This is a genomic window from Gordonibacter sp. An230, assembly GCF_002159915.1.
Classification (GTDB): domain Bacteria; phylum Actinomycetota; class Coriobacteriia; order Coriobacteriales; family Eggerthellaceae; genus Rubneribacter.
Map to the genome: position 1 here is coordinate 111,118 of NZ_NFJP01000004.1, position 25,613 is coordinate 136,730.

Annotated in this window: 29 protein-coding genes; 2 read left to right on the top strand and 27 right to left on the bottom strand. The window is 66.9% G+C overall.

Going from position 1 to position 25,613, the window contains the following annotated elements; all coding sequences use genetic code 11:
- Position 1 precedes the first annotated feature (1 nt).
- The 15 genes from ybeY to B5F40_RS03540 form a co-directional block, all read right to left on the bottom strand.
- Positions 2 to 463 carry an rRNA maturation RNase YbeY gene (ybeY, locus tag B5F40_RS03475; protein ID WP_087192988.1) on the bottom strand — a complete coding sequence of 154 codons (462 nt, stop codon included), beginning with the start codon at positions 461 to 463 and terminating at the stop codon, positions 2 to 4.
- A gap of 5 nt (positions 464 to 468) precedes the next feature.
- On the bottom strand, positions 469 to 1,425 hold the full coding sequence (locus B5F40_RS03480; RefSeq protein WP_087192989.1) for a PhoH family protein: 957 nt from the start codon (positions 1,423 to 1,425) through the stop codon (positions 469 to 471).
- Positions 1,426 to 1,518: 93 nt separating this feature from the next.
- Positions 1,519 to 1,980 (bottom strand): C39 family peptidase, encoded by a 462-nt coding sequence (locus B5F40_RS16570; RefSeq protein ID WP_239442891.1) that lies wholly within the window; start codon positions 1,978 to 1,980, stop codon positions 1,519 to 1,521.
- A gap of 3 nt (positions 1,981 to 1,983) precedes the next feature.
- A complete protein-coding gene (locus B5F40_RS16575) occupies positions 1,984 to 2,589 on the bottom strand; it encodes a hypothetical protein (protein ID WP_239442892.1) in 606 nt (201 codons plus the stop codon).
- Positions 2,589 to 3,911, bottom strand: a complete 1,323-nt coding sequence (locus B5F40_RS03490) for a MiaB/RimO family radical SAM methylthiotransferase (protein WP_087192990.1) — start codon at positions 3,909 to 3,911, stop codon at positions 2,589 to 2,591. The genes B5F40_RS16575 and B5F40_RS03490 overlap by 1 nt, the downstream gene beginning before the upstream one ends.
- Positions 3,908 to 4,702: an RsmE family RNA methyltransferase gene (locus B5F40_RS03495; protein WP_087192991.1), complete on the bottom strand. Its 795-nt coding sequence runs from the start codon at positions 4,700 to 4,702 to the stop codon at positions 3,908 to 3,910. The genes B5F40_RS03490 and B5F40_RS03495 overlap by 4 nt, the downstream gene beginning before the upstream one ends.
- 200 nt (positions 4,703 to 4,902) lie before the next feature.
- Positions 4,903 to 6,036 (bottom strand): molecular chaperone DnaJ, encoded by a 1,134-nt coding sequence (gene dnaJ / locus B5F40_RS03500; protein WP_087192992.1) that lies wholly within the window; start codon positions 6,034 to 6,036, stop codon positions 4,903 to 4,905.
- Between the two features lie 69 nt (positions 6,037 to 6,105).
- On the bottom strand, positions 6,106 to 7,119 hold the full coding sequence (hrcA, locus tag B5F40_RS03505; protein WP_087192993.1) for a heat-inducible transcriptional repressor HrcA: 1,014 nt from the start codon (positions 7,117 to 7,119) through the stop codon (positions 6,106 to 6,108).
- 289 nt (positions 7,120 to 7,408) lie between these two features.
- On the bottom strand, positions 7,409 to 8,521 hold the full coding sequence (gene hemW / locus B5F40_RS03510) for a radical SAM family heme chaperone HemW (protein WP_087192994.1): 1,113 nt from the start codon (positions 8,519 to 8,521) through the stop codon (positions 7,409 to 7,411).
- A gap of 88 nt (positions 8,522 to 8,609) precedes the next feature.
- Positions 8,610 to 9,593 carry a tRNA dihydrouridine synthase DusB gene (gene dusB, locus B5F40_RS03515; protein WP_087192995.1) on the bottom strand — a complete coding sequence of 328 codons (984 nt, stop codon included), beginning with the start codon at positions 9,591 to 9,593 and terminating at the stop codon, positions 8,610 to 8,612.
- 284 nt (positions 9,594 to 9,877) lie between these two features.
- The gene (locus B5F40_RS03520) at positions 9,878 to 10,396 is read right to left on the bottom strand and encodes a nitroreductase family protein (RefSeq protein WP_204217320.1); all 519 of its coding nucleotides are present in this window, start codon (positions 10,394 to 10,396) and stop codon (positions 9,878 to 9,880) included.
- 57 nt (positions 10,397 to 10,453) lie between these two features.
- Positions 10,454 to 10,654: a hypothetical protein gene (locus B5F40_RS03525; RefSeq protein WP_087192997.1), complete on the bottom strand. Its 201-nt coding sequence runs from the start codon at positions 10,652 to 10,654 to the stop codon at positions 10,454 to 10,456.
- A gap of 9 nt (positions 10,655 to 10,663) precedes the next feature.
- Positions 10,664 to 10,894: a hypothetical protein gene (locus tag B5F40_RS03530; protein WP_087192998.1), complete on the bottom strand. Its 231-nt coding sequence runs from the start codon at positions 10,892 to 10,894 to the stop codon at positions 10,664 to 10,666.
- A 1-nt stretch (position 10,895) separates the two neighbouring features.
- Positions 10,896 to 12,698 (bottom strand): translation elongation factor 4, encoded by a 1,803-nt coding sequence (gene lepA / locus B5F40_RS03535; RefSeq protein ID WP_087192999.1) that lies wholly within the window; start codon positions 12,696 to 12,698, stop codon positions 10,896 to 10,898.
- Positions 12,699 to 12,867: 169 nt separating this feature from the next.
- Positions 12,868 to 13,311 (bottom strand): hypothetical protein, encoded by a 444-nt coding sequence (locus B5F40_RS03540; protein ID WP_140396398.1) that lies wholly within the window; start codon positions 13,309 to 13,311, stop codon positions 12,868 to 12,870.
- Positions 13,312 to 13,680: 369 nt separating this feature from the next.
- Here B5F40_RS03540 and rpsT point away from each other — a divergent pair, with 369 nt between their 5' ends.
- Complete coding sequence (gene rpsT / locus B5F40_RS16795) at positions 13,681 to 14,190, top strand: 30S ribosomal protein S20 (RefSeq protein ID WP_087193001.1); 510 nt, start codon at positions 13,681 to 13,683, stop codon at positions 14,188 to 14,190.
- A gap of 468 nt (positions 14,191 to 14,658) precedes the next feature.
- On the opposite strand, the gene holA is transcribed toward rpsT, so the two are convergent.
- The 10 genes from holA to B5F40_RS03595 form a co-directional block, all read right to left on the bottom strand.
- Positions 14,659 to 15,636: a DNA polymerase III subunit delta gene (holA, locus tag B5F40_RS03550; RefSeq protein WP_087193049.1), complete on the bottom strand. Its 978-nt coding sequence runs from the start codon at positions 15,634 to 15,636 to the stop codon at positions 14,659 to 14,661.
- Between the two features lie 10 nt (positions 15,637 to 15,646).
- Positions 15,647 to 17,989, bottom strand: a complete 2,343-nt coding sequence (locus B5F40_RS03555; RefSeq protein WP_087193002.1) for a DNA internalization-related competence protein ComEC/Rec2 — start codon at positions 17,987 to 17,989, stop codon at positions 15,647 to 15,649.
- Positions 17,977 to 18,657, bottom strand: a complete 681-nt coding sequence (locus B5F40_RS03560; RefSeq protein ID WP_087193003.1) for a helix-hairpin-helix domain-containing protein — start codon at positions 18,655 to 18,657, stop codon at positions 17,977 to 17,979. The genes B5F40_RS03555 and B5F40_RS03560 overlap by 13 nt, the downstream gene beginning before the upstream one ends.
- A 289-nt stretch (positions 18,658 to 18,946) precedes the next feature.
- On the bottom strand, positions 18,947 to 20,161 hold the full coding sequence (gene thiI / locus B5F40_RS03565; protein WP_087193004.1) for a tRNA uracil 4-sulfurtransferase ThiI: 1,215 nt from the start codon (positions 20,159 to 20,161) through the stop codon (positions 18,947 to 18,949).
- 261 nt (positions 20,162 to 20,422) lie between these two features.
- On the bottom strand, positions 20,423 to 20,683 hold the full coding sequence (locus tag B5F40_RS03570; RefSeq protein ID WP_087193005.1) for a DNA-directed RNA polymerase subunit omega: 261 nt from the start codon (positions 20,681 to 20,683) through the stop codon (positions 20,423 to 20,425).
- Complete coding sequence (gmk, locus tag B5F40_RS03575; protein ID WP_087193006.1) at positions 20,680 to 21,264, bottom strand: guanylate kinase; 585 nt, start codon at positions 21,262 to 21,264, stop codon at positions 20,680 to 20,682. Before gmk ends, B5F40_RS03570 begins: the two co-directional genes overlap by 4 nt.
- A gap of 6 nt (positions 21,265 to 21,270) precedes the next feature.
- A complete protein-coding gene (mihF, locus tag B5F40_RS03580) occupies positions 21,271 to 21,579 on the bottom strand; it encodes an integration host factor, actinobacterial type (protein ID WP_087193007.1) in 309 nt (102 codons plus the stop codon).
- Between the two features lie 196 nt (positions 21,580 to 21,775).
- Complete coding sequence (gene pyrF / locus B5F40_RS03585; RefSeq protein ID WP_087193008.1) at positions 21,776 to 22,501, bottom strand: orotidine-5'-phosphate decarboxylase; 726 nt, start codon at positions 22,499 to 22,501, stop codon at positions 21,776 to 21,778.
- Complete coding sequence (locus B5F40_RS03590; RefSeq protein WP_239442893.1) at positions 22,495 to 23,445, bottom strand: dihydroorotate dehydrogenase; 951 nt, start codon at positions 23,443 to 23,445, stop codon at positions 22,495 to 22,497. Before B5F40_RS03590 ends, pyrF begins: the two co-directional genes overlap by 7 nt.
- The gene (locus B5F40_RS03595) at positions 23,446 to 24,255 is read right to left on the bottom strand and encodes a dihydroorotate dehydrogenase electron transfer subunit (RefSeq protein WP_087193009.1); all 810 of its coding nucleotides are present in this window, start codon (positions 24,253 to 24,255) and stop codon (positions 23,446 to 23,448) included. It abuts the gene before it with no gap.
- 441 nt (positions 24,256 to 24,696) lie between these two features.
- Between B5F40_RS03595 and B5F40_RS16160 the strand changes: the two genes are divergently transcribed.
- A complete protein-coding gene (locus tag B5F40_RS16160) occupies positions 24,697 to 24,882 on the top strand; it encodes a hypothetical protein (RefSeq protein WP_162610871.1) in 186 nt (61 codons plus the stop codon).
- 89 nt (positions 24,883 to 24,971) lie between these two features.
- Here B5F40_RS16160 and B5F40_RS03605 read toward each other — a convergent pair whose 3' ends face one another.
- Both B5F40_RS03605 and B5F40_RS03610 read right to left on the bottom strand, forming a co-directional pair.
- Positions 24,972 to 25,304: a type II toxin-antitoxin system PemK/MazF family toxin gene (locus B5F40_RS03605; protein WP_087193011.1), complete on the bottom strand. Its 333-nt coding sequence runs from the start codon at positions 25,302 to 25,304 to the stop codon at positions 24,972 to 24,974.
- Positions 25,301 to 25,600 (bottom strand): AbrB/MazE/SpoVT family DNA-binding domain-containing protein, encoded by a 300-nt coding sequence (locus B5F40_RS03610; protein WP_087193012.1) that lies wholly within the window; start codon positions 25,598 to 25,600, stop codon positions 25,301 to 25,303. The genes B5F40_RS03605 and B5F40_RS03610 overlap by 4 nt, the downstream gene beginning before the upstream one ends.
- Between the last annotated feature and the right edge of the window lie 13 nt (positions 25,601 to 25,613).

Sequence of the window (25,613 nt, forward strand, 5' to 3'; positions counted from 1 at the left end):
CTCAGCGCTTCGACCAGGCTCCGAGGATCTCGGCCTCGCGCCTCTCCATGACCTCGGCCTCGTCGTCGGCGACATGGTCGTAACCGCACAGATGCAAAAGGCCGTGCACGAGAAGCAGGCTGACCTCCTCCTCGAACGTGGTTCCGAATTCGCGCGTCTGACGCGCCGCCACGTCGGGCGCGATGACGACGTCGCCCAGCTCGAAGACGGGAGCCGCCTCCTGAGCCGTAAGCGAAAGGTCGTCATCGGCCCCATCGCACTCGAAGGACAGCACGTCGGTGGGGCCGGACTTCCGGCGATAGCGCTCGTTGAGCTCGGCGATGGCCTCGTCGGTGACGAAGCTCACGGACACCTCCGTGCTCTCGGGCTTTCCCTCGCGGGCGAGCACGAACTGGACGAGCTCGTGCAAGGGCAGTTTCTCGAGGTCGTCTTTGCGGTAATCGTAGTTGATCTGGATGTCCATGGTGTTCAAGCCTTTCTTTCTGCCCGATCGTAGGCCGCGACGATGGCTGCCACGAGCGAATGGCGCACGACGTCCTTGCCGGAGAACCCGCAAAACGCGATGTCCTCGATGCCGTCGAGCACGTCGCGCACGCCCTTGAGCCCCGAGACGCCGCGCGGCAGGTCGAGCTGGGTCGCGTCGCCCGTCACCACCATCTTCGAGCCGAAGCCCAGGCGCGTGAGGAACATCTTCATCTGCTCGGGCGTGGTGTTCTGCGCCTCGTCGAGGATGATGAAGCTGTCGTTCAGGGTGCGCCCGCGCATGAACGCGAGCGGGGCGATCTCGATGACGCCGCTGTCGATGAGCTGGGTGGCGCGCTCCATGTCGGTCATGTCGAACAGCGCATCGTAGAGCGGGCGGATGTAGGGGTCCACCTTCTCGGTGAGCGTGCCCGGAAGAAAGCCCAGGCTCTCCCCCGCCTCCACCACCGGGCGCGTGAGGATGATGCGGCCGACCTCCTTGCGCTTGAGCGCGGCCACGGCCATGGCCATGGCGAGGTAGGTCTTGCCGGTGCCCGCCGGACCGATGCCGAAGGTGACGGTGTGCTCGCGGATGGCGTCCACGTAGCGCTTCTGACCCGCGGTCTTGGGGCGGATGGCCCGCCCGCGGTACGTGAGCAGGATGTCCTCGCGCAGCGCAGCAGGGCTGAACTCGGCCGTGCGCAAGAGGTCGATGGCGTGGCGCACGTACTCGAGCGTGGGCTCGCCGCCGCCTTCCACGAGCTTGATGAGGTCGGAGAACAGCGCCGTGAGCGACTGCACCTCGAGCGGGTCGCCCTCGAGCACGATGGTGTCGCCGCGCACGGTGATGCGGGCGGCGAAGGCGTCTTGCACGACATGGAGTATCTCGTCGGCCGGTCCCACGATGAGCGCCATGTTCACGCTGCGCGGGGCCGTGAGGGTGATTTGCGTCTGGTCTGTCATGAGGGCATTGTACCACGTCGTCCGCCGAGCCGCGCGGGCGATACCGAACCGAGACGAAACGGTCCGTCGCAGGATGCGGCGGAAAGCGCGACGTCAGGCAGCGGAATAGGCGTAGAGCGCCATGGTCTGGGAGATCACCTGGTCGACATCCCATGATTGATCGGATCGCACGGCCGAGTAGGGATCGTTGATCCTAAGCCTCCCCTCGTCGTCAACACCGGTGATCACGAAGAAGTGACCGCCTTCGGTGAAGTCACCAGGACCGACGTTGCAGATGACGATCCGGCCGGCCGCGAGGGCGCCGCGCAGGGCATCGGCGTCTACGGTGATCTGCTCGCAGAAAAGGCCCAAGCTCGGTGCTTCGGCGACAAGGAAGGTTTGATCCGTGCCATCGAACTCCGTCTCGTAGCCGCCCTCGCGCGCACGCTGTCCCATGTCGTAGGGCGACAGATCGCCCTTGCCGGTAAGTCCCTGATAGACCATCGAAAGAGACGTCGGACAGCAGCCCGTGAGCGCGAAGGCCGTCGACGAGTACACGGTGCCGCCCCAGCGCACATCTCACTGGTAGAGCCGAGGAACCTCGCCCTGAGCAGGAGCGTCGCACGGGTCGGCCGTCTCGGCGGGGTACAGATCGGGAAAAGAGCGAACGAACGGCACCGCTAGCGGCTCCTCGGCGGCCAGCTTGAGAAGCTTGCGCTGCACGGCCTCGCCGTCCACGGCGAAAGCCTCCGGGTGCGCGGCGATCCAAGCCTCGTCCCCACCCGACTCGGCCGCCTGAACGAGGGAAGCGGCAAGGTCGCCTCCGAGGATCGCCGCGAGCGCGGCCTCGTCCACCGGATCGGGTTCGGGCTCGGGCGCCGGCGCGACGGAGGGCTCGGGCGCCGGCGAAGGAGCCGAATCGGGCTCGTACGATGCCGAGCATCCTCTTGCGGCGAGGACGGCAAGGGCCAAAATGGCGGCGAATGCCGCGCCGAGCGCCGCAAGGCCCTTGGGACCGAGGCGTTCGGCAGTCCTAGACGCGACCTCGACAAGCGCGGACGCATCGAAGCGCGCGATCTTTCGACGCGGGGGGCTCTGACGCTCTCGCATGCGGGCGCGCCGGTCCTCGAGGCGCCGTCGAGCGAGTTCGCGCGTCTCTTCACGATCAGGGCCGATCATGGGCATCAGAGCTCCTCTGCGGGACATTCGGGCAGGCGGATTGGCACGAGAGACCCCAGCGCAGCACCGGGCGGGGCGGCCACGCGATGATGGCTTTCGACAGTGGCGAGACCGTCCTCCTCGACAAGGGCGAGCTCGACCGAACCCGCGCGCCGAGCGTAATCGGCGCGGCGCAGCTCGTCGGACAGCGCGCGCAAACGCGCGGCGCGCGCGGCCTTCGCAGCGGCACCTACCTGGTCTTCCCTCGCCGCCGCAGGAGTCCCTGCGCGCCTTGAGTACGGAAACACGTGGATCTTCGAGAAGCCGCAAGCTCGCGAGAGCGAAAGCGTCTCCTGGAAGTCCCCGTCCGTCTCTCCTGGAAAGCCCACGATGACGTCGGTCGACAGCGCGATGCCCGAAACGCGCTCGCGCAGCTCGTGCACGAGCGCTAAATACGCTGCGGCGTCGTAAGGGCGCGCCATCTCGCGCAGCACCTTTGAGCTGCCGGACTGCAGGGGCAGGTGCAGATGGCGGCACACACGGCCCTCGGAACGCGCCAGCACCTCGACGAGATCGCCGCCCACATCGCGCGGCTCTATGCTCGAGATGCGGAAGCGCACGGGCGGCTCGTTCGGCGCGCGCAGATCGGCCGTCTCGTCGAGGAGCATTTCCAGCAAATCGGGAAGGCGCGTCTCTCGCGCATCGCAGCGGGACGCGCCAACGTCGCGATACGACCCTAGATTGATGCCCGTGAGCACGATCTCCTTCGCGCCGGCGGCGGCGTAGGCGGCGCACTCGCGCACGACCTCGTCGGCAGGGCGGCTCGCCGCTCGCCCGCGGGCCACGTGCACGATGCAGAACGAGCACGCGTTGTCGCAGCCATCCTGCACCTTCACGCCCACGCGCGTGCGGAACCCCGTCCCAACGCGAAGGAGGGACGCACCGTCATGGGCCACGGGCACGGACGCCTCCTCCGCCGCGACCGCGTCGCCCTCGCCGAGGGTCGCTTGCGATGAGGACAGGGCGTCGGCCACTTCCGCAATGCGCTCGCGCAGCGCGGCTTTCCCCACCACCTCCACGCGATCGTCGAGCCCCTCGAAGAACGAAGGGTCGAGCGCGGCGGCGCAGCCAGTCACGACCACGAGCGCCCGGTCGTTCGCCCGCAGGGCGCGTCGGACGGCTTTGCGGGTCTTCTTCTCGGCCTCCCCGGTGACCGTGCACGTGTTGACCACGACGAGGTCGGCGTCCTCCTCGCGCGTCTCCCTGCCGCGCGCAGCGAGCAGCGCCGCCGCATCGTCGGACTCGACGCGGTTCACCTTGCAGCCCAGGTTGACGACGGCGAAGTTCATGCGCGCGCCATCCGATCGAGTTCATGGAGCACGAGCGCGGGAGCCACGATGCCGGCTGTCTCGGTGCGCAGGATGGAGGGGCCCAGCGTGACGGCCGAGGCTGCAGGGTTGCAGGCGAGGAGCGCGTCGACCTCGCGCGGCGAAAGACCGCCCTCAGGCCCCACCACCACCGCCACGCGCGCGTCTCGCGGCGTCGCGGCGCGAAGGGCGAGACCCTTTCCTATCGCATCCTCCAGGCGAGCCGACGCCTCGGCCTCCTCCCAGCATACGAGCACGACAGTCGCCTGCTCCAGCAGTCTGCACGCCTCGGAGAGCTCCACAGGCTCGCTCACCTCGGGAACCGCGCGCTGACCCGACTGCATGGCCGCGCTCTTGGCGATGGCGCGCCAGCGCTCGGCCTTCGCTGCAGCCTTCTTGCGGTCGAGCCTCACGACGGAACGCTCGCACGCAAGCGGGACGAACCCCGCCACCCCCAACTCGGTGGCATGGCGGATCACCGTCTCCATCTTGTCCCCCTTGGCGAGCCCCTGCACCAGCACCACGGTCGAACGGCCCTCGCCGCGCCCGTCGAGTCGCTGGGCGATGCGCACGAGCGGCAGCGTGTCGGAGAAGTCCACGATCTCGCACTCGAAGTAATCCTGCGAAGCGTCCACCACGGCGACGTGCTCGCCCGGCACCAGGCGCAGGACGCGCGCGTGCTTCGCATCGTCGGCGGCCAAACGCAGCGGGAAAGCCGCGTTCGACTCGCCGGCGAGCACCTGGTCGTTCAAGAAGAAATGGGGAAGCGACATGTCTCTCCGAATCTCGCGTAGGTCAAAGCCCGTCGATCAGCGCAAAGGCTCCGCAACTTGACACTCCCAAGCCACGTGCGAGCGCGATGCGCAAACGCCCGAACCGCCAAGCGCGCCCGCGCACGGGAAGGGGCCGAATCGACGCCGCGGAGCGCTTGCGCGACTTCCGACATCGGCCCCGTCCCCAGCGACCGTCGGGCTCAATTGAAGGCGTCGCGCAGCTTCTGCAAGGGCGTGCGAGCGTCGGCCACGTCCTCGCCCATCTCCTGCGCCAGGCGCTCGAGCAGCTCGCGCTGCTTCTTCGTCACCTTCTTGGGCACCACCACGTTCACATGCACGAGCATGTCTCCGCGCGAATCGCTGCGGAACTTCGGCATGCCGAAGTTCCGCACGCGCACCACCTGCTCGTTCTGGCAGCCTTCGGGAATGCGCACCTGCACTTTCTCGCCCTCGAAGATGCCGTCGATCTCAATCTCGGCGCCAAGAGCGGCCTGCACGATGGACACGTTCGCGCGCGCATGCAGGTTGTCGCCGTCCCGTTCGAAGAACTCATGCGGCTGGATGCGCACCGTGACGATGAGGTCGCCCGGACGCGCGCCGTGCATGCCGGCCTCGCCAAAGCCCGACAGCCGCAGCTGCTGGGCATCGCGAATGCCGACGGGGACCTCGACGGTAACGCGCTGCCGGTCGGGCACGCGACCCTGTCCTTCGCACTCCGGACACGGGTTCTCGATGGTGCGCCCGGTGCCGCCGCAGGATTTGCACGTGGCGGCCGTCTGCATGTCGCCGAGGAAGGTGCGCTGGACGGTGACCACGCGTCCTTGGCCGTGGCAGTCAGGGCAGGTGACCTCTCTCCCATCGGGCCCCATACCTGAACCGTCGCAGTCGGGGCATGGAGCCAGGCGGTCGTAGACGATCTCCTTTTTCGCGCCAGCCGCCACCTCCTCAAGGGAAAGCCGCAGGCCCACGCCCATGTCCCGCCCTTCTTTGCGCTGGGGGGTTCGCCCTCCGGCCGCTCCGCCGAAAAACGAGCTGAAGATGTCGCCCATGCCGAAGCCGCCGCCGAACAAATCCTCGAAATCGACGTAGCCGCCGCCGTAGGAGCCGCCGCCCGTCGCACCGGGAACGGTGCCGAAGCGGTCGTAGGCGCTGCGTTTCTGCGCGTCGGAGAGCACGTCGTACGCCTCGTTGAGCTCCTTGAACTGCTCCTCGGCGTCGGGCGCCTTGTTCACGTCGGGATGCAGTTCGCGGGCACGCCGACGAAACGCTTTCTTGATCTCGTCCTCGGTTGCCTCGCGGGAGACTCCCAGGACTTCGTACAGGTCCCTGGCCATCTGAGATCGTTGCCTTTCTTCGGAAGACGCGCGGCCCTCGCCGCCGCGCCTTCCTCGATCATCGGTTCCTTACACGTCTTCGAGCGCCGCGCTCGCAATGCGCACCGCCCGGATGACTCTCGAATAATCCATGCGCGTGGGGCCCACCACCGCCACGACTCCCGCAGAGGCGCCGCGACCGTAGCGGCTCGCCACCACCGACACGCCCGAAAGCGCCTCGTCGCCGTTCTCGCTGCCGATGCGCACGCTCGGCGCGCCCGCCCCCTGCCGCGCCGCGTCGTCGAGGATATGCAGCAGCACGGTGTCGTCCTCGAGCACCCGCATGACGGGCAAAAGCGCTTGGGATTGGCTGAACTCGGGCTTCGTCAGAAGCGAGCTGACCCCGAGCCGATGCGCCCGGGACGGTGCGCTCTCCTGCAAGCACGACAGCACCTCGTCGAGCGCCATGCGCACGAGAGGGTCGCGGAACGCTTCGACCATGCCCTCGCCCAAGCCGTCCTCGACCTCTTGCAGCGACTTGCCGCCCATCGCATCGCCAAGGAAGCGCTGCACGCGCGCGAGTTCGTCGGGGGACACCTCGTCGGCGAACTCCATCTGCCGGTTGAACACCTGGCCGTCTTCGGTGACGAGCACGACGAGGGCCTTGTGCGGCGTGAGCGACACGAGAGAGAGCTGCTTGATGCGCAGATTGAGCACCGAAGGCGCCAGCACGATGGACAGGCAGTCGGTGAGCCTGGTGAGGGCCGAAGAAGTCTGCTCGAGAAGCGCGTCGAGCTCGCTTGCGCTGCGGCGCAGCTCGTCCACCACGGGACGGTACCGCTCGTCGTCTTCCGCAAGGTCGCAAGAAAGCAGGTTGTCCACGAACGCCCGGTAGCCGAAATCGGTCGGAACGCGGCCAGCCGAGGTGTGAGGCTGCGTGATGTAGCCGCCATCCTCGAGCACGGACAGCTCGTTGCGCACGGTGGCAGGGCTCACGCCCAGGTGGTACCGCTCGGTCAGCGTGCGCGACCCCACCGGCAGGGCGCGCGCGACGTACTCTTCGATGAGGGCGGCGAGTACCCGCTGTCTTCGATCCGAAAGCATGCTTCTCCACCTTCCTCTCTCGTAGCCCGCTTCCCCGAACCCAAACCACGGTAGCGAACCATATTAGCAGCCGAATTCCGAGAGTGCTAACGACAAAGGGGAAATATGGAGAAACTTGACGGTTACTGCACATAGGCCGCCCGGTCCGAGCGACACGCGCGGCATCCTGCGCGCCTTGAGCGTGGCGGGCGAGGCGGAATCCCTCGTCCGCCGCCGAACGCACGGGGCGGAGGTGCTGCGGAGAGGGGCGCGCCGCGCGGGAATGCCCTTTTACGCGAGGGCGACAGGATCAGGGTGCCAAGTCGAACAGCGCACCGTACAGCTCGTTGCCGCAGAGCCAACCGCGCTCGGTGGGCTTGAAGCGCCCATCCTCGCGCACGACGAGACCCTGCGCCTCGAGGCTTGCGAACGTGGCGAGCGCTTTCGGCAGCAGCGCAGATGCGCGCTCCACCTGGGTTTCCGACACGCCGCACGTCATCCGCATGCCCAACATGAGGTCCTCGGCCGCAGTCTGGCGCGCATCCAAGTCGTCGGTGACCCGCCCGTCTTGCACGCGCATGCGCCGTTCGGCGTTCTGCGTCATCGTGGCGGCGGAGCGCCCAAGGCCCAGGTACGGGCGGCCCGTCCAATACGCGATGTTGTGACGGCACTCCCGCCCAGGCAGGGCGTAGCTCGCCACCTCGTAGCGCGCGAAATCGGCCTCGGCCAGCACGCGCGAGGCGATTTCCATGTGCGCGGCCTCGGCGTCGTCGTCCGGCTCGGGCATCTGTCCGCGCATGACCGCGCGGTGAAACGGCGTGTGGGGCTCTATCGTGAGCGGGTACACGCTCACGTGCGTCGCGCCCAGCTCAACAGCCTCGCGCACGCTGGCTTCGAAACTCTTTCCACTTTGGCCCGGAATTCCGCACATGAGATCCACGCTCACGTTGTCGAAGCGCTCCCGCGCGGCCTCGACAGCCCGGCGCGCGTCGTCAGCCGAATGCGCGCGGCCGAGCACGGACAGCACGTCGTCGTCGAAGCTCTGCACGCCGATGGACAAACGGTTCACGCCCAACGCCCAGACATCGCGCACCATGTTCCCGGTCAGGCTCTCGGGGTTCGCCTCCATCGTGCACTCCACCTCGGGCGTGAGGTGCATCGACAGCGACAGGGTGTACAGCAGCATGGACAGCCGCGACGACCCTACGTGCGAGGGCGTGCCTCCGCCAAGGTACACCGTTTCAACTGCCGCCAGCTCGCCCTCGCGAGCCTTGCGGCGGATCTGCAAAGCCAGGTCCTCCACGTAAGCGTCGATGCGCGCATCGTCGGCGGGCACGGCCTCGGTGGCGAAGTCGCAGTAGCCGCAGCGCCTCACGCAGAACGGCAGATGCAGGTAGAGCGCCTTGTAGGGATCGTGCGGCATGATAACTCCTCTCAACGTGCATGCGGCAAGGGGACGGGCCCGTCACGCCCTCATGAGGCGGGAGGAACCGGATTTCGTCGCGCTTTCGTCACGCCCTGTCGGCTTCGCGGGCGCGGACGCACTCCAGCAGCTCGTCGAACACGCGGTCGAAGTCCTCCACGGACACGCAGGCGTTGATCTTCGCGCGCGCCGCGGCGGCGCCCGGCAGGCCCGCCAGGTACCACATGGCGTGCTTGCGCATGCGCACGATGTTCTTCCCCTCGCGCCGCGCGAGCAGGCGCGCGTGGCGGCGCGCCATGGCGATGCGCTCGCGGGCATCGGGGGCCGGCGGCTCGGGCACGCCCGCAAGTGCGGCCTTGGCCTGGGCGAACACCCAGGGGTTGCCCTCCGCGCCACGGGCGATCATCACGGCGTCGCAACCGGTGCGCGCCGTGAGCGCCACGGCGTCGGCGCCCCCTCTCACATCGCCGTTGCCGATGACGGGCACGTCCACGGCCTCCTTCACGCGCGCGATGACGCCCCAGTCGGCGCTGCCGCGGTAGAGCTGCTCGGCGAAGCGGCCGTGCACCGCAACGGCGCACGCGCCCGCATCCTCCATGCGCCGCGCGAAGTCCGGCGCCGTCTCCGCGCCCATCGCCCAGCCGCGGCGGAACTTCACGGTCACGGGATGCGCGACCGCCGCGCGGATCGCCCGCACGATGGAGGCCGCGAGCTCCGGCTCCCTCATGAGCGCCGAGCCGTCGCCCTTCGACACGATCTTGCGCGCGGGGCATCCCATGTTGACGTCCAGGTACGCCAGCGACTCCCCCATCTCCTGCTCGATCCAGGCGGCTTGCGCGGCCATGGTGTCGGGCTCGTGGCCGAACAGCTGGACGGCAACCTGGTCCTCGCCGGGCGCGAGGGCAAGCAGATGGCGCGTCTTCTCGTTGGCGTAGGAGAGCCCCTTCGCCGAGACCATCTCGGTGAAGGCGAGGTCGGCCCCCTGCTCGCGGCAGAGCGCCCGGAACGCCTCGTCGCTCACGCCCGCCATAGGCGCGAGGAGGAGGCGGTGCTTTTGGAAGAACTCGTGCATATCCTGCTTCCTTTGCACGCGTTTTCGTCGCGACAGGTCAAAAAACGCGCGGTTTGGCAATTACGGTCGAGCGGTGAAAAACGCCGACCTGGGATTATAGCGGCAACCCGTGGCGAGCACGCTCCGAAACGCGCTTTCCGATTGCCAAACCGCGCGTTTTTTGGCAGGAAGGGCGTTCGGGCGCGGCATGCTCCCGGCTTCGGCGCCCCCGTACGGAATCGCCGTGCGAGGCCTTCCGGCTTCGGCGGCGCGACCAGTCCCGACCTGGGATGGCGGCCAGCACGCTATGCCCAGACCACGCGACTCGTGCGCTCGTGCGCCTTTCCCTCGGCGGCAGCGTACCCCAGCGCGCAGATGCCGTGCACCTCGGCGGTGGCCGGCACGCCGAGCGCGTCGAGCTCCGCGCGCACGGAAGGCTCGTCGCAGATGCCCTGCAGCTGGTTGATCCACACGCTGCCCAGGCCCAGGCTGTGGGCGGCCAGCATCATGCTCTGCATCGCGCAACCGTCGTCTTCGCGGCCGAACGGGGCGCCCTTCTCGTGCGCCACGATCACGATGGCCGCAGGGCCGTACATGTCGTAGGCGTCGCGGCCCAGCGCCTCGCGGACAACCGCTGACAGCCGGGCGATACGGGCGCGGTCGTCCACCACCACGAACGTCCACTCCTGCCGGTTGTTCGCCGAGGGGGCCCACTGCCCGCACGCGACGACGGCCTCCAGGTCCTCGCGCGCGACCGGCTCGTCCCGGAACACGCGCACGGAGCGGCGGGACAGGATGTTCTCGATGACGGGGTTCTCTCTCACGGGGCTCCTCCTTCTCATGCCGGTTCGAGGGCAGCCGGGCGCAGGCGCATCCCGGCGCTAGGCGGCCAGCAGGTCAATCATGCTGACGCCTGCGAGCACCAACAGCACCACGATGCCCGCCACGGCCAGCAGGCAGCCGCAGCCGAGCACCATCTTCGTGCCGCCCGACATGGAGGACCGCACCTGCTCGCGCGCGGCCTTCTTCTCGTCGAACGGGTCGTCCAGCCAGTCGAACTCTTCCTTGCCTTTCCGTGCCATATATCGTTCCTAACCTTCGAACTGCGATAATGCGAATATCATCAAAACCGCCACAAACATGAGGAACAGGACCAGGACAGCCAGGCCACGGCCCATGCTTTTCCGGTCGGCCTCCTTGAGCGAACCCGCTTCTTCGGGAAACACCGAGATGATCTCGACATTGCCCCTCCACAGCACCACGGCGAGGACTAAAAAGGCGACGACGGCTAGTGCGGCCATCGCAATAGCCGTCGCGCCCATCCTAATCGTCCACCTTCAAGATGGCCATGAACGCCTCTTGGGGCACTTCCACGCTGCCAATGCTCTTCATGCGCTTCTTGCCGGCCTTCTGCTTCTCCAAAAGCTTGCGCTTGCGGCTGATGTCGCCGCCGTAGCACTTGGCCAGCACGTCCTTGCGCTTCGCCTTCACCGTCTCGCGGGCCAGCACGCGCCCGCCGATGGCGGCCTGGATGGGCACCTCGAACATCTGGCGCGGGATGATGCCGCGCAGCTTCTCGGTGAGCACGCGGCCGCGGTCGTAGGCCTTGTCCTTGTGGATGATGAACGACAGCGCGTCCACCGGCTTGCCGGACAGCAGGATATCGAGCTTCACGAGCTTGCTGGGCTTGTACCCGTCGAACTCGTAATCGAGGCTCGCGTAGCCCTTCGTGTTGGACTTGAGCTTGTCGAAGTAGTCCATGATGAGCTCGGAGAGCGGTATCTCCCACAGCATCTCGACCGTGGTGGGAGAGAGGTAGTTCATGGTGACGAACGTGCCGCGCCGCGCGGTGGTGAGCTCCATGACGGCACCCACGAAGTCGGGCGGGATGAGGATCTTCGCCTTCAAGTAAGGCTCCTCGATGCGCTCGATCTCGCCGGGATCGGGCATCTCCTGAGGGCTGTGCAGGCTGACCATCTCCCCCCCTTGGCGGTACACGTGGTACTCCACGGAGGGCGCGGTGGCCAGCAGGTCGAGGCCGAACTCACGCTCGAGGCGCTCCTTGATGACCTCCATGTGGAGCAGCCCCAGAAAGCCCACGCGGAAGCCGAAGCCGAGCGCGTGCGACTTCTCCGGCTCCCAGGCAAGCGCCGGATCGTTGAGCGAGAGCTTCTCGAGCGCCTCCTTCAAGGGCTCGTACTGGTCGCCGTCGATGGGGAACAGGCCCGTGTACACCATGGGCTTGGCGTCGCGGTAACCGGGCAGGGGCTCCTCCACGCCGCCGCGCACGGCGGTGACCGTGTCGCCCACCTTCACCTGGCGCACGTCCTTGAGACCCGTGACCAGGTAGCCCACCTCGCCCACCGCAAGCTCGGGCAGCGGGGTCTCGGCAGGGCGCCGCGCGCCCACCTCCTCCACGAGCACCTCGGCCCCGGTGGCCATCATGAGCACCTTGTCGCCCTTCTTGAGCGAGCCGTCCACCACGCGGATGAGCGCAACCACGCCGCGATAGGGGTCGAAGTACGAGTCGAAGATGAGCGCCCTCAACGGCCCGTCGGAGCTGCCGGTGGGCGCCGGTATGTTGTACACCACAGCCTCGAGCAGATCGTGCACGCCCGCGCCGGTCTTGCCGGAGGCGAGCACCGCGTCGTCGGCGGGAATGGCGAGGCCCTCCTCTATCTCCTCGCGCACGCGGTCGGGCTCGGCGGCCGGCAGGTCGATCTTGTTGATGAGCGGGATGATCTCGAGGTTCGCGTTCATGGCCATCATGGCGTTGGCCACGGTCTGCGCCTCCACACCCTGCGTGGCGTCCACCACGAGCACGGCGCCCTCGCACGCGGCCAGCGAGCGGGACACCTCGTAGGTGAAGTCCACGTGGCCCGGCGTGTCGATGAGGTTGAACTGGTAGGTCTGGCCGTCGTCGGCCGTGTAGTCCACGCGCACGGCCTGGCTCTTGATGGTGATGCCGCGCTCGCGCTCGATGTCCATGCTGTCGAGCAGCTGCTCCTGCATGTCGCGGCTCGCCACGGTGCCGGTGAGCTCGAGGATGCGGTCCGAGAGCGTCGACTTGCCGTGGTCGATGTGCGCGATGATGGAGAAGTTGCGGATGTGGTTCGGGTCGGTCATGTCCTGTCTTTCGCTTCGTAGCCTTGGAAGAACGAGGACCATTCTACCTTATTCGGCCCCCCTGGCGACACCCGCCTCAGGCTGCGGGGACGGTAAGCGCCGAAAACCCACGGACGGGCATCCCGGGCAAACCGGGACCACGGGGTGCGAATAGGGCGGGTGGGAATCGTCACAGCTCGACCGTCGCCGCATCGGATCGAGAGGAATCCACGTGCACGAGCACCGATCTGGAGCTGGCCCCCTCGTCGACGCAGAGGGCCCACAGACCGTCCTTGAGCGTAAGCTCGGCACGACCGTCCTCCGCAGACGCTCGCTCGCGCTCCTCGGGAACGTAGCGCGACCCGTCTTCGGACAGGAACAGCGGAACGCACACGGACACGCTCTCCGACCGCGTCTCCACGATCACCTGCGATGCGCTTTCGAGAACGCCGTCGGGAACCCCGGCAAGCTCGAAGACGGCCTTCTCGTCGGCATGGCAGGACGAGCAGGCCGCGCCCGCACCGATCACCTGGTGCTGCCCGCCGCCCGAGCATCCAGCGGGCAGAGCCGCGGCCGCGAAGGCCGCGAGGACGAGGGCGACTGCGCGCGCTCCTCGCTGGGAGAAGACGGGCATGGGAGCTCCTTTCGAACGCGAAAAGAAAAAACGCGCGATTTCGCGATTCTTCGTGCAAACCATCGAAACCTTTGCTATTCTATCGCATTGTGCATACAGCGATACGTGCGCGCGATGCCCTCATCGCCGAATCCGCAGACGTGGCTGCTCTCGAGGATTCGTCTCGCTGGCGACCTGACCGGTCAGGGAACGGAGAAATCCCGCCCGCTCCTCTCGTGCTCGCACCGCCTCGATAAGAGACGGGCCGATCCTGTGCGGATCGCGCGCGACGGTCGGCGCCGCCGGCCCCTCGGACCGCGCGCCCGCAACGCTTTTGCGCGTAAAGGACGTAGCAAAAAATCGAGCACGACCCATTGGAGGAAGAAACCCATGGCCAACATCAAGAGCCAGAAAAAGCGCATCATCACCAACGAGAAGGCCCGTCTGCGCAACCGCGCGGTGAAGAGCCAGCTCAAGACCGCAACCCGCCACGTGAAGGATGCCGTGGCCGCAGACAACGGCGCCGAGGCCTACGCCGCCGCTTGCGCCGCATGCCGCCTCATGGACAAGGCTGCCGCGAAGGGCGTCATCCACAAGAACCAAGCCGCCAACCGCAAGAGCGGCATCATGAACCTCGTCAACGGCATCGTCACGGACGCCGATCGCGCCGCCTATGTGAAGCCGGAGAAGAAGGAGCAGAAGACCGGTTCCAAGAAGGCCGAGCGCAAGGCGGAGCGCAAGGCGGAAATGAAGGCCGCCTCCGAAGCGAAGGCGAAGCGCCGCGAGAAGCAGCTCAAGGAGGAGGCCGCCGCCGCGAAGCGCAAGGCGAAGGAGGCCGAAGAGGCCGCCAAAGCCGAAGCCGAGGCTGCCGCCGAGGGCGCCGAAGAAGCCGCCGAGTAACCGATCCGACAGGGTATCGCCCAGCGATCCTTCCGCATATCAAGAGCCGAGAGGCCCCCGGAGCACCGGGGGCCTCTCGGCTCGAAGAGGATGAACGACCCACCGCTGGCGCACGCGTCTTCGAGCACTTGCACGAATCGACGATACCTCGCAGCTCGCAGCCTTCCGCCGACGAATCAGGAGCGACACGGCTCGGCATGCTGCGGCCCAATTCACAGCGGGATCGGCCTTTTCGCCGCAGAATCCGTCGGATCGCTATCGAAACCGGCCCCGTCCACAAGGCCCCTCGTTTCGCCATGCATCTTCGCGAGCTGGGAAGACGCAGCATGCAATGCGGCGATGGCCCCCTTTTTTCTCCTGGAATCCGGCATTGATCGGCGAAAGTTTGCGCATCGCGAGACGTTCGGCGCGAACGAGCGCTCGAATCGTCGCAGAAAAGCCCCGACGCGGAGGCGCGCAGCAACAGCCCTACCGTCTCGCGGCAACGCTCAGCGCCCATTCGAGAAAGGCGGCGTGCGCGTCCGCACCGCTTTTCATGGCACGCTCGGCATCGCGAGCCGACACAAGGGCCGAGCGCAGCTCGGCGACGGAGAAACCACGGGCCCACGCAGCATGGTTCTTGACGCGCCACTCGGGCGCCTTGAGCGCTGCGGCGATGCCGCGGGGGTTTCCGCGATCGATCATGCTGCGCGCGCAGATGAGCTCCCTCAGCCGGGTCGTGCACATGGCCATGAGCGCATGAGGGGAGATCGACTCCATACGTCCTAGCAGCGAAACGCAGCGACCCGGATCGCGCGCCGCGAAGGCGTCCACGAACTCCCAAGGCTTCGCCTCCGCCGTACGGCCCACCATCCCGATGACCTCGCGCTCGCCGACGGCGTCGGGACCGCGATGCGCAAGTGCGATCTTTCCGATCTCGCCGTCGAGGCGAACGGTGTCTTCGCCCACAAGCTCCACGAGCTTCGCCGCCGCCGCCTCAGTGAGCGTCACACCATGGCCGACCGCCATCGAACGCACCATCTTCGGCAGCTCGTAACGCTTAGGCGGAGCGCAATCGATGACAGCCATCTTGCCGTGCGCCGCCACGGCCTTGTATAAACGCGTGTTCTTGGCCAGCTTTTCGGCGACGAGCGCGAGCACCGTGGTCTCGTTCGGCGCACCAAGGTACGAGACGAGCTCTTCGGAATCGGCTTTCGCGAGCTTGTCGGCCGCCCGCACCTCCACAAGGCGTACGGGGCTTGCGAAGGGCACGGTGTTGCAGGCCCCCACGATGTCCGCGCCCGTCGCCGCCTCCCCGTCGAATTCGTCGGCGTTGAACGACAGGTCGCCCATCGCGGAGAGCCTCGCGCGAAGGCGCTTCACGACGGCGTCGCGCTTGAGGGCATCCTCCCCCACGACGAGATACACGGGAAGCAAAGGGGCGTCCGATTTCTTCTGAGCAGTCATGACCGTCATTTTACCGCAGGGTGCCGACCTCGATCCTATCAGGGCCGAATCTGCATGAAACGTCTCCTTCCTCATCGGTGCGGCGAATCGACGCGCCCACCGCTTCGAGACGCTCGAGCGTCTCGGATGCAGGATGGCCGTAGCGGTTGTTCGCGCCCACGCTCACAAGAGCGATGCGAGGCGAGAGCGTGGCGGCCTCCTCCTCGTCGAGGGCGTTCTTGGAGCCATGGTGCCCCACTTTGTACACGTCGACGGCTCCGACGAGACCTGCATCGATGAGGGCGCGCAGCTCTTCGCGCTCCGCGTCTCCCACGAAGAGGGTTCGCCAATCGCGCGCGCCGTCGCCGTCCACATCGGCATCGGCAAGAAGGCACACGCTGTCGGCGTTGCCGCCCTCCTCCGAAAACGATGCGGGCCACACCACCTCGAGGGCGAACGCCCCGACGCGCAGTCCGTCGCCTTGCGAGAGGCCCACGACGTTGGCCTCCCCCACGAGCGAGCGAGCATCGGCCAGAAGCCTCTCGCACGACTCGCATCCGCACGAGAAGGCTCCCTGAGCCACGAACACGCGATCGACCTCCACTATGCCAGCAAGAGAGGCGAGCGATCCCATATGGTCGTCATCTCCATGGGTGACCAGCACCGCATCGAGCCTGAGTACTCCATGCCGCGCAAGGGCCTCGCGCAGAAGACGGTCCTGGTTGCCCGTGTCCACGAGCACCGCCGCCCCTCGGCTTCGCACGACGAACGCATCGCCCTGTCCCACGTCGAGCATCACGATCTCATCGCCCGACAACCGCGGCGCGACCACGACCGCGCATATTGCCGCAAGCGCCGAAGCGGCGGCGAGGATCGCAAGCACCCGGCGGCGTGGACGAGGCCATGCGATCCACAGCGCTGCCGCGACGCCTCCCGAGACAGCAAGGGCCGCGACGAGGGGAACATCGACGGGCACGCTCGCATACGGAACGGAGGCAAGCACCCGCACAACCCCCGTCAAGCAGCTCGCCGTACCTGCCGCCAGTGGCATGAGCAGCGGGACGAGAGCCGGGATGAGCAGGCAAAGGACACATGCGGCGAGGCCTGCAGCGCATACAAGCGGAAACAGAGGGCCTGCAACCGCATTCGCCAGCGGAGCGACAAGCGGCATCTGGGAGAACAGAGCCGCAGACAACGGCGTGGCCATGATTCCCGAAGCGAACGTGAGGGAGAGCCCTTCGGACACGACGCGCGGAGCGCGAGGCGCGACGGAAGACATCCATGACGTGAACAAGCTCGCGAACAGCACGATGCCGAGCGTAGAGAGCGCCGAAAGCGCGAAGGAGACGGAGAGCGCGGTCGTCGGCGAAAGAGAGACGCAGCCGATAATGCACACCGAAAGGGCGCCAAGAGCCGCAGGCCGCCGACGCACCGCGAATGAGAGGATGCCTGCGAAAGCCATGACCGCAGCGCGCACAGCCGACACCGGCGCCCCCGAAAGCACGAGATAGGAAAGGAGGAGCCCCCCTTCGATCACGCACGCTGCCGCGCGAGGCACGCGCGCGAAACGCAAGACCGCCATCGAGCAGGCCGCCACAATGGACAGATGCGCCCCCGACACCGCCACAAGGTGGGCGAGGCCCGCCGCCTGATAGGCTCCGTAGGCATCCCCCTCGTCGAGCAACCCCCTCCATCCGCACACGAGCGCGCCGAGCACGGCGGGGCCGTCCCCCTCCCCCGCGCTCCCTATGGCATCTATGGCCGCCGACCTCGCCGCGACGAGCGCGCCGACGATGCCGCCACGCTCCGCCTTCTCCGCCTCCGCGACGCGCGCCTCTGCCGCTATCCCCTCTCGCCAGAAATACGACCTCGAAGCCTCCCGTGGCGCCTCAAGCGAGGCAGCCCCCTCGAACACCTCGCCGTAGCGCGGGATCGAAGCACCCTCGCCGAAGCTCGCACGCACGAGGAAAGAGCGACCGTCGCTGGCAACTGCGCGCATGACGCAGGATGGCCCGAACGGACCGGCCTTGCCATCCTCCACAGCCTCGAGCCTCCACAAACCAGACAACCCGCGAGCGTCGGCAGCCAGATCGTGCTGCGAGGCGGCACAGCCGCATGCGCACACGATTCCAAGCGCCAAACCGAGAACGCATGACCACGCCTGGACCGCCCTGCGTCGCCAAAGCCCGACCATCGCGATGAGCGCGCACAAGGCGGACACGATGCCGACGGCCAAGCACGTCTCGCGCGACCACCCCTCCGCAAGGGAAAGAGAGAGCGCGCAAGAGCCCCACAGTCCGAGCGCGCAGCCGAGCGTCGGCGGAAGGGACGGTCGGGGAGGCAGGGCCGAAGGACGAGGCCTCATCCGACGCATACGAGATCCGCGAGATCCTCGTATTTCTTGTCGCCGATGCCCGACACCCGCTTGAGGTCCTCGATCGTCGAGAAAGGCCCATTCGCCTCGCGGTCCGCCACGATCTTCTCCGCCGTCGAGGGCCCCACGCCAGGCAGCTCGTCAAGCTCGGCAACCGACGCCCTGTTGATGTTCACCTTGCCGCCCGAAGCAGCACCTGGAGACGATCCCGCCTCCGTCGTAGACGAGCCCCCATCCTGCGACCCTGCGACCTCCTCGAGCGTCGGCACCACCACCTGCTCCCCGTCGGCGAGAACCCTCGCGAGGTTGAGCGCGTCGGAGGCGGCACCTTCGGCAAACCCGCCCGAAGCCTCCACGGCATCCTGCACGCGCGACCCCTCCGCCAGTTCGCGCACGCCCGGTTCCGCCACCGCGCCGCCCACGTGCACCACAACGGTGCGCGCCTCGCCGGCCCCCTCTCCCTCCCCCTCCGCTTGCGCTCCTTCGGCCTGCTCTTGCCCTTCGCGTTCGACGACGAACGCATCCGCAGATGCGGCATCGAAAAGCGCCTTTCCGGCGAACACGAGCACGAGGGCGGCAATGGCCGTCACCCCCACGAGCACGGGAAGGCGCGCCCCGCCCAAATGCGCTTTAGAACGCCACGACTCGGCCTCTTCGGTGAACGACATGCCCCTCATCCTCCTTCGATCCGATTCCATCATAGCGCGTCAGCCTTGCGCTCCGATGGCGTGCATCCAACGAATCGTCCATCCGCCCCCTCGCAATCTCGACATCGCACGCACACGCCTCCAACGCGAACCCGCCTTGTTTTCGACACGCTCTTCCCGCGCCGCGCTAGCACCTCCAAGATGCTGATCGAATCCCGTAGGAACGGCTTCAGCTCGCGACCATGAAACGCGAAGGGGGCCCGCGCTATGCGCGAGCCCCCTTCGTCGGCGACGGAGCCAGGCGGGCTTCCTACCGCCGCTCATTTTTCGGCTTGTATGCGGGGCAGGCGTAGTCGCGAACCTCGCCTGCCCCGACCAGCTCTCCCACCCAGCGCTCGACGGGCAGCGCCGACTCGGCCTCGAGGACGACGGGCAGCTTCGCATGCGTCTCGGGCGCGCGCGGCATGAACAGCGTGCAGCAGTCCGGTGCGTCCTGAGAGGAGATCTCGAAGGTCCCCAACCGCCCGGCCTCGCCTATGATCTCGATCTTATCGGTGCCGATAAGCGGTCGGAACACCGGCAACTCCACCGCTGCGTCGGTGCAGCGGATGTTGTCGAGCGTCTGCGAAGCCACCTGCCCCAGGCTCTCGCCCGTCACAAGGGCGCCCGCGCCCTCTCGGCGGGCGATCTCCTCGGCCACCTTGAACATGAGGCGGCGGTACATGATGACGCGCAGCTCGGGCGGCACCGTGAGCGCGATCTTGCGCTGGCAGTCGCCGAACGGCACCGTGTACACGCGTGCGATGCAGCCCGTGCGCTCGAGCACTTGCGCGATGTCGTCCACCAGGTACTCGCTCGCGTCCGAGGTCTGCGGGCGACCGGAGAAGTGCACGCCGATGCACACCGCGCCGCGGCGCGCCAGCTTCCACGTGGCCACCGGCGAGTCGATGCCGCTCGACAGCAGGCACACCACCTTGCCCGAGCTGCCCACCGGCAAGCCCCCGACGCCCGGCACGGAGCGCGCGTAGACGTACGACGCGTTCTGCACGACCTCAACCCCCACCGTGACGTCAGGGTTCTTCATGCGCACGCCCTTGTCGGGGCATGCCTCGCAGAGCGCGCCGCCGATGATCTTGTTCATCTCCATCGACCCGGTGGCGAAGTCGGTGTGGTTGCGCCGCGCCGCCACCTTGAACGTGGAGAACTCGCCCGCCTCGGCCATAGCCGCGAGCGCCGCCTGCGACATGGCATCCAGGTCGCGCTCGCACTTGAATCCGCATGACACGCGCGCCACGCCCGGAACCTCGGCCGTCAAATCAGCCGCGCCTTTCGCCGTCTCCCAGTCGCAGCCTTCGCGCAAAAACACGCACAGTCGCCCCGCGATGCGGTGGATCGTCACCACGGGAAACGGCGCGAGCAGCGCCTCGAGGTTCTTGAGCAGCCTCATCTCGAACGTGGAGCGGTTGCGGCCTTTCAAGCCAATCTCATGGTAGTGCACAAGAATGATGCGTTGGAATTCAGTCATGGAAACCCCTCGGCTCGCAAGTCCAAACGATCCGTGCAGGATCGAACCCCAACCGCGCAGGTCGCAGGATTCGCGCAAAGCGCGAAAGCAAGCGCGCCGGTTGGCGTAGCAGGTCAGCGAGAAGCCCCGAGGCGCTCGAGATTGCCGCGAAAGCATTCCGAAGCGCACTTCGGTACGCGAGGAATGCTTGGAGCGGCAGGTTCAGGTGCCTCGGGGCTTCGCAGCGTCAGCTCGCTTCGTTGTTCGAAGAACGGTGAAATCTCAGTGGTTTTTGACGTCGATGGACGCAGGATCGTAAGACACTTCCCCACGGGCCACTTCGCCGAACGCAAGGGACAAGGGCTTCTTGTCTGCTGCACGGGCGATTTCCACAGCCGTTTGAAGCTGGATGGCGCGATCGCGCTGACCGCGCATCATGTCGTTGATGTCATGCGCTCGCTTCGAAGCAAGGGCGCACAGCAGGAAGCGATCATTGTCGGTTTTGTCCAAGAGGACGTCGATCTTCGGTTCAATAATGCTCATTGGGCGTTCAACCTCATGCTCTCTTCGGCTTGCTCGTCGACGTAATCAACCAAAGCGCGGACGGCCTTGTCCAGATCGTCGTTCACCAGCCGAACATCATACTCCATCTTCCGGGAAAGCTCCACCTGCGCTGCCTGCATGCGCGCGGCGATTTCCTCCTCTGTCTCGGTGCCCCGCCCTCGCAGGCGGCTCTCGAGCGCCTGAAGGGACGGCGGCTCCACGAATACGAGATGCGCGGAGGGCATCCTCTCGCGCACCTGAAAGCCGCCTTGGACGTCGATCTCGAGGATGACCTGGTCTCCCCGTGCAATATGCTCTTCAACGTCGGCGCGCGGCGTTCCATAGCGATTGCCGCCGTACGTCGCCCACTCAAGCAAGCCATCGCCCTCCACGAGGCGTTCGAACTCCTCGTCGGTGGCGAAGCGGTAGTGCACGCCATCAACCTCGCCGACCCGCGGTGCCCGCGTCGTCACCGAAACGGACACCCAGGCATCGGGGACCTCACGCACAAGTCGGGCCACCAGAGTGCCCTTGCCGGCACCCGATGGCCCAGAGATGACGAACAGATTGCCGCAGCGCATGCGCGCTTAGCCCAAGCGCTCCAGCAAGGCGGTCTGCTGCCGCTCGCCCAAACCGCGCAAACGGCGGCTCTCGGCGATCTGAAGCTCTTTCATGATCTTCTCGGCCTTCGCCTTGCCGTAGCCAGGCAGCGTCTCGATGAGCGTGGACACCTTCATACGGCCGACGACCGGATCGTTCTTCATCTCGAGCACCTTCTCAAGGCTGAGCTTGCCCGACTTCAGGTCGTCGCGAACCTCGGCGCGCTTGATGCGGGCGGCCTTCGCCTTCTCCAAAGCGGCCTGACGCTCTTCGGGGCTGAGTTGAGGAATAGCCATCGTGTTTCTCTCCTTCTGTTTGAAACGATGCCGTGATACTAGCACGCAATCCGCCGTTTTGCCTTGTCGATTGCCATAAAATCCAAAAATTCCAGCAGGCTTCACACATTGTACGAACGAAAGCGCTGTCAAACCGCGTTTCGTCGCCCAATCGTCACCTTTATGGCGCGATCTGGGAAAACCTGCGTTCTGAGCGCTACAGCTCGGCCGCGATGGCCTCGAACGCGGCGGCAGGGTCGTCGGCCTGCGTGATGGGACGGCCCACCACGATGTGCGAGGCGCCGTTGGCGAACGCCTCGGCAGGCGTTGCCACGCGGCTCTGGTCGCCCTTGGCGGCACCGGCGGGGCGCACGCCCGGCGTGACGATGTAGGCGTCCGGCCCCAGGATCTCGCGCAGGCGCGCAGCCTCCTGCGGCGAGGCCACCACGCCGGAGATGCCGGCGCGCTTGGCCTGCTCGGCGAGCACCACCACCTGGTCGGCCATGGCGCGGCTCACGCCCGTCTCGGCGAGCGCCGCGTCGTTCATGCTGGTGAGCACCGTGATGCCGAGCGTCGCCGGAACCTCGTGGCCGTACTCGGCGGCCGCGCGCTCGGCGCCCTTCTGGGCGGCCGCCATCATGTCGACGCCGCCCACCGTGTGCATGGTGAGCATGTCGGCCCCGCTGCCGGCGGCGGCGTACGCGGCGCCCTCCACCTGGTGCGGGATGTCGTGGAACTTGAGGTCGAGGAACACCTTGAAGCCGCGCTCCTTGAGGGCATAGACGATGGCCGGGCCGTTCGCGTAGAACAGCGTCATGCCCACCTTCATCCACGTGGCCTTGCCCTGCAGCTGGTCGGCGAGGTCGAAGGCCTCCTCGATGCCGCAGTCGAGCGCCACGATCACGCGGTCGCGCGCGGGGATCTCCTCGAACGAATTCACCATTCCAACGCTCCTATCAGCTCCTGCACGTCTTTCACTCCGTGCCTCTCGCAATACTGCGCTATTCCGTCGATGATTTCAACCGTGGCGTGCGGATTCACGAAATTCGCGGTGCCGACGGCCACCGCCGTGGCCCCCGCCAGCATGAACTCCACCGCGTCGGTCGCGCACGAGATGCCGCCCATGCCGAGCAGCGGCACGTCCACGGCCTTGCGCACCTCCCACACCATGCGCAGCGCCACCGGCTTCACGGCCGGGCCCGACAGGCCGCCCACGCCGCGCGCGAGCACGGGGCGGCGGCGCTCCGCATCGACGGCCATGCCGAGCAGCGTGTTGATGAGCGAGAGCGCGTCGGCGCCGGCGGCCACGGCGGCGCGCGCGATCTCGGTGACGTCGGTGACGTTGGGGGTGAGCTTCACGATGAGCGGGCGCTTCGTGGCGGCGCGGCAGCGGGACACCACGGCCTCCACGCTATCGGCGCACGTGCCGATGGTCATGCCGCCCGCGTCCACGTTCGGACACGAGATGTTCACCTCGTAGGCGTCCACCGGCGCGTCCTCGAGCGCTTCGATAACCTGCACGTACTCGTCGAAGCTGTGGCCCGACACGTTCACGATGGTCGTCGCGCCGCGCTCGGCCAGCCACGGCAGGTCGTGCTCCTTCAGGTGCGCGACGCCGGGGTTCTGCAGCCCGATGGAGTTGAGCATGCCCGAGGGCGTCTCGGCGATGCGGGGGCTCGCGTTGCCCTCCCAGCCGTTCAGGGACACGCCCTTCGTGGTGACGGCGCCGAGCGAGGCCACGTCCACGAAGTCGCCGTACTCGCGGCCGGCGGCGAACGTGCCCGACGCCACGGTGACCGGGTTCTTCATCTTGAGGCCGCCCAGGTTCACGGCCATGCGCACGCTTGTGGGGGCCGTCGTGCGCGGACCAGCGCCCATCGTCGCCATCTACCACACCACCTTCCGCGCATCGAACACCGGGCCGTCGACGCAGGCCCGCTTCTTGCCGTCCACCGTGTCCACCACGCACGACAGGCAGGCTCCGACACCGCACGCCATGCGCTTCTCGAGGGACACCTCGCAGGGCACGCCCGCCTCGGCCGCCATGCCGGCAACGATCTTCATGAGGGGCTCCGGGCCGCATACGGCCAGGTAGTCGTACGGCTCTCCCGCCGCATCCGCCTCGGCGAGCGCCTCCTTCACGAGCGAGGTGCAGAAGCCCTCCCGGCCGAAGCTGCCGTCGTCGGTGGCGCAGCGCGGCGGCGCGTCGAGCAGCGCCTCGTAGCGCACGCGACAGGTGAGCGCCGAGGCGGTCTGCGCGCCCAGCACGACGTCCGTGCGCACGCCGGCGCCGACCAACTGCTCGCACAGCATGAAGAGCGGGGCCGCGCCCACGCCGCCTCCCACGAGGAGCGCGCGGCACGCGTCCTCGGGCGGCTGCCAGGCGCGCCCGACCGGGCCGATAAGCTCCGCTCCCGAGACGTGCTCACAGCGCTCGGGCTCGATGCGCGTCATATGGTCGGTGCCGAACCCCACGGCCTGATAGAGGATCTCGAGCGTGCCGGCAGCCGCATCGCGCGCGTACACCGAGAACGGACGGCGCAGGATGTGCGCCTCCATGTTCGGCACCTTCATATGCACGAACTGCCCCGGCTCGATGCTGGCCGCGATGCGCGGGGCCGCGAGCTCCATGAGGTAGAGGTTGGGGCCGACCTCCTCGTTGCCGAGGATGCGCGCCCGCTCGTTGACGAGTGCCACGTTCTTGCCTTTCGGTTCTGCGTCGGCGGCCGACTGCCGCGGCGCGTCTTCGTCTCTCGGTGGCCGATTGTAGCACCTGCATGGGTCTGCACGCATCTGACAGGCTGAAATGCCACGGAAAAGTCCATGGGAGCGCCCAAATCGACCCGTCGGTCGCAAAACGTCACGACGTTGGATGAGCATCGGGAACGACGTCGGAAAGGGAATGTCGCCGAAAACGCCTCGCCGACGCACAGAAATGGCCGCTGTGAAGCGATTTGGCAGGTTTCAGCGCCCCAAGCGAACGCCCATGGCTTGCAGGAAGATCATTTCCCCTGGTCGGAAAATGCCAGAGCCGACAAAGCGCCTCGCCAGAGCTTCACAGAGGCCATTTCTGTGCACTCGAGAGGCTCGAAACGCGAAGACCCCCCCCCCGCATGCTCGGTAGCATCCCGAACGCCGATGCGCCAATTCGACAAACGGACGCTCAACTACATGGGCGTGCTCATGGCCATGCTCGACGTGTCCGCCGTGCCGCACGAGCCGGCGGGAGCCATAGTCGCAGCGCCCGACATCGCCCACTCGCACGCAATGGGCGACCTCGGCAAGGCCCCGTCCACCAGTTCGAGGACGAGGTGCGCCGCGTAAGCCTCGAGCAGACCATGGAATGGGACGCCCTCCACCGCTTCCTGGAAGACCCCGACCGCCTGCTCGCGGAGTTCCTGGACGGCTAAGGATCAACGCAGTTCCAGCATTCCCCGAATGGAAGCGAGGATAGCGCGCACAGTATCATCGTCTGCGCATCCCAGGTATTCGTACCCTCGTTGTCGAACGTCTATGGTCCGCAGCAGCTCCACGCAGGCGAAACCTATGGGGCGTCCCGAGCATTTCGCAGGCAAATGAAGCGGATACCCGTTGTCTTTGGTGGTTGTCGGCACGACGGCAACGAGGTTCGCACGGGAATTGAAACCGTAACCGCTCACAACGACAGCTGGACGGATCTTTGCCGGCTCATGGCCGATCGACGGGTTGAAATCGACCATGATGACATCGCCTTGCTCGAGGATCATGGAATCACCTCGGCGCCCACGTCCTTGCCCCAATCGTATTCGCCTGGCTGATAATCTCCCGTGTATCCCGCAAAAAGCTCGTCCATGGAAACATAGGGGATATCTCGATAGACGCGATGCTCGACCTCCTCGGGTCGAACGAGCATGAACGAGCCGCGCTCGTCATGGCCGAGACTCATCGTCAAGCGCGCACCCACATCGATCCCCATGCGCTCGCACATATCCTTGGGAATGCGAACGGCACGCGACGTTCCCCAAGCGCAAAGCTGCGTTACCTTGTCGACGATCCTTGACATTCGCGCACCTCCT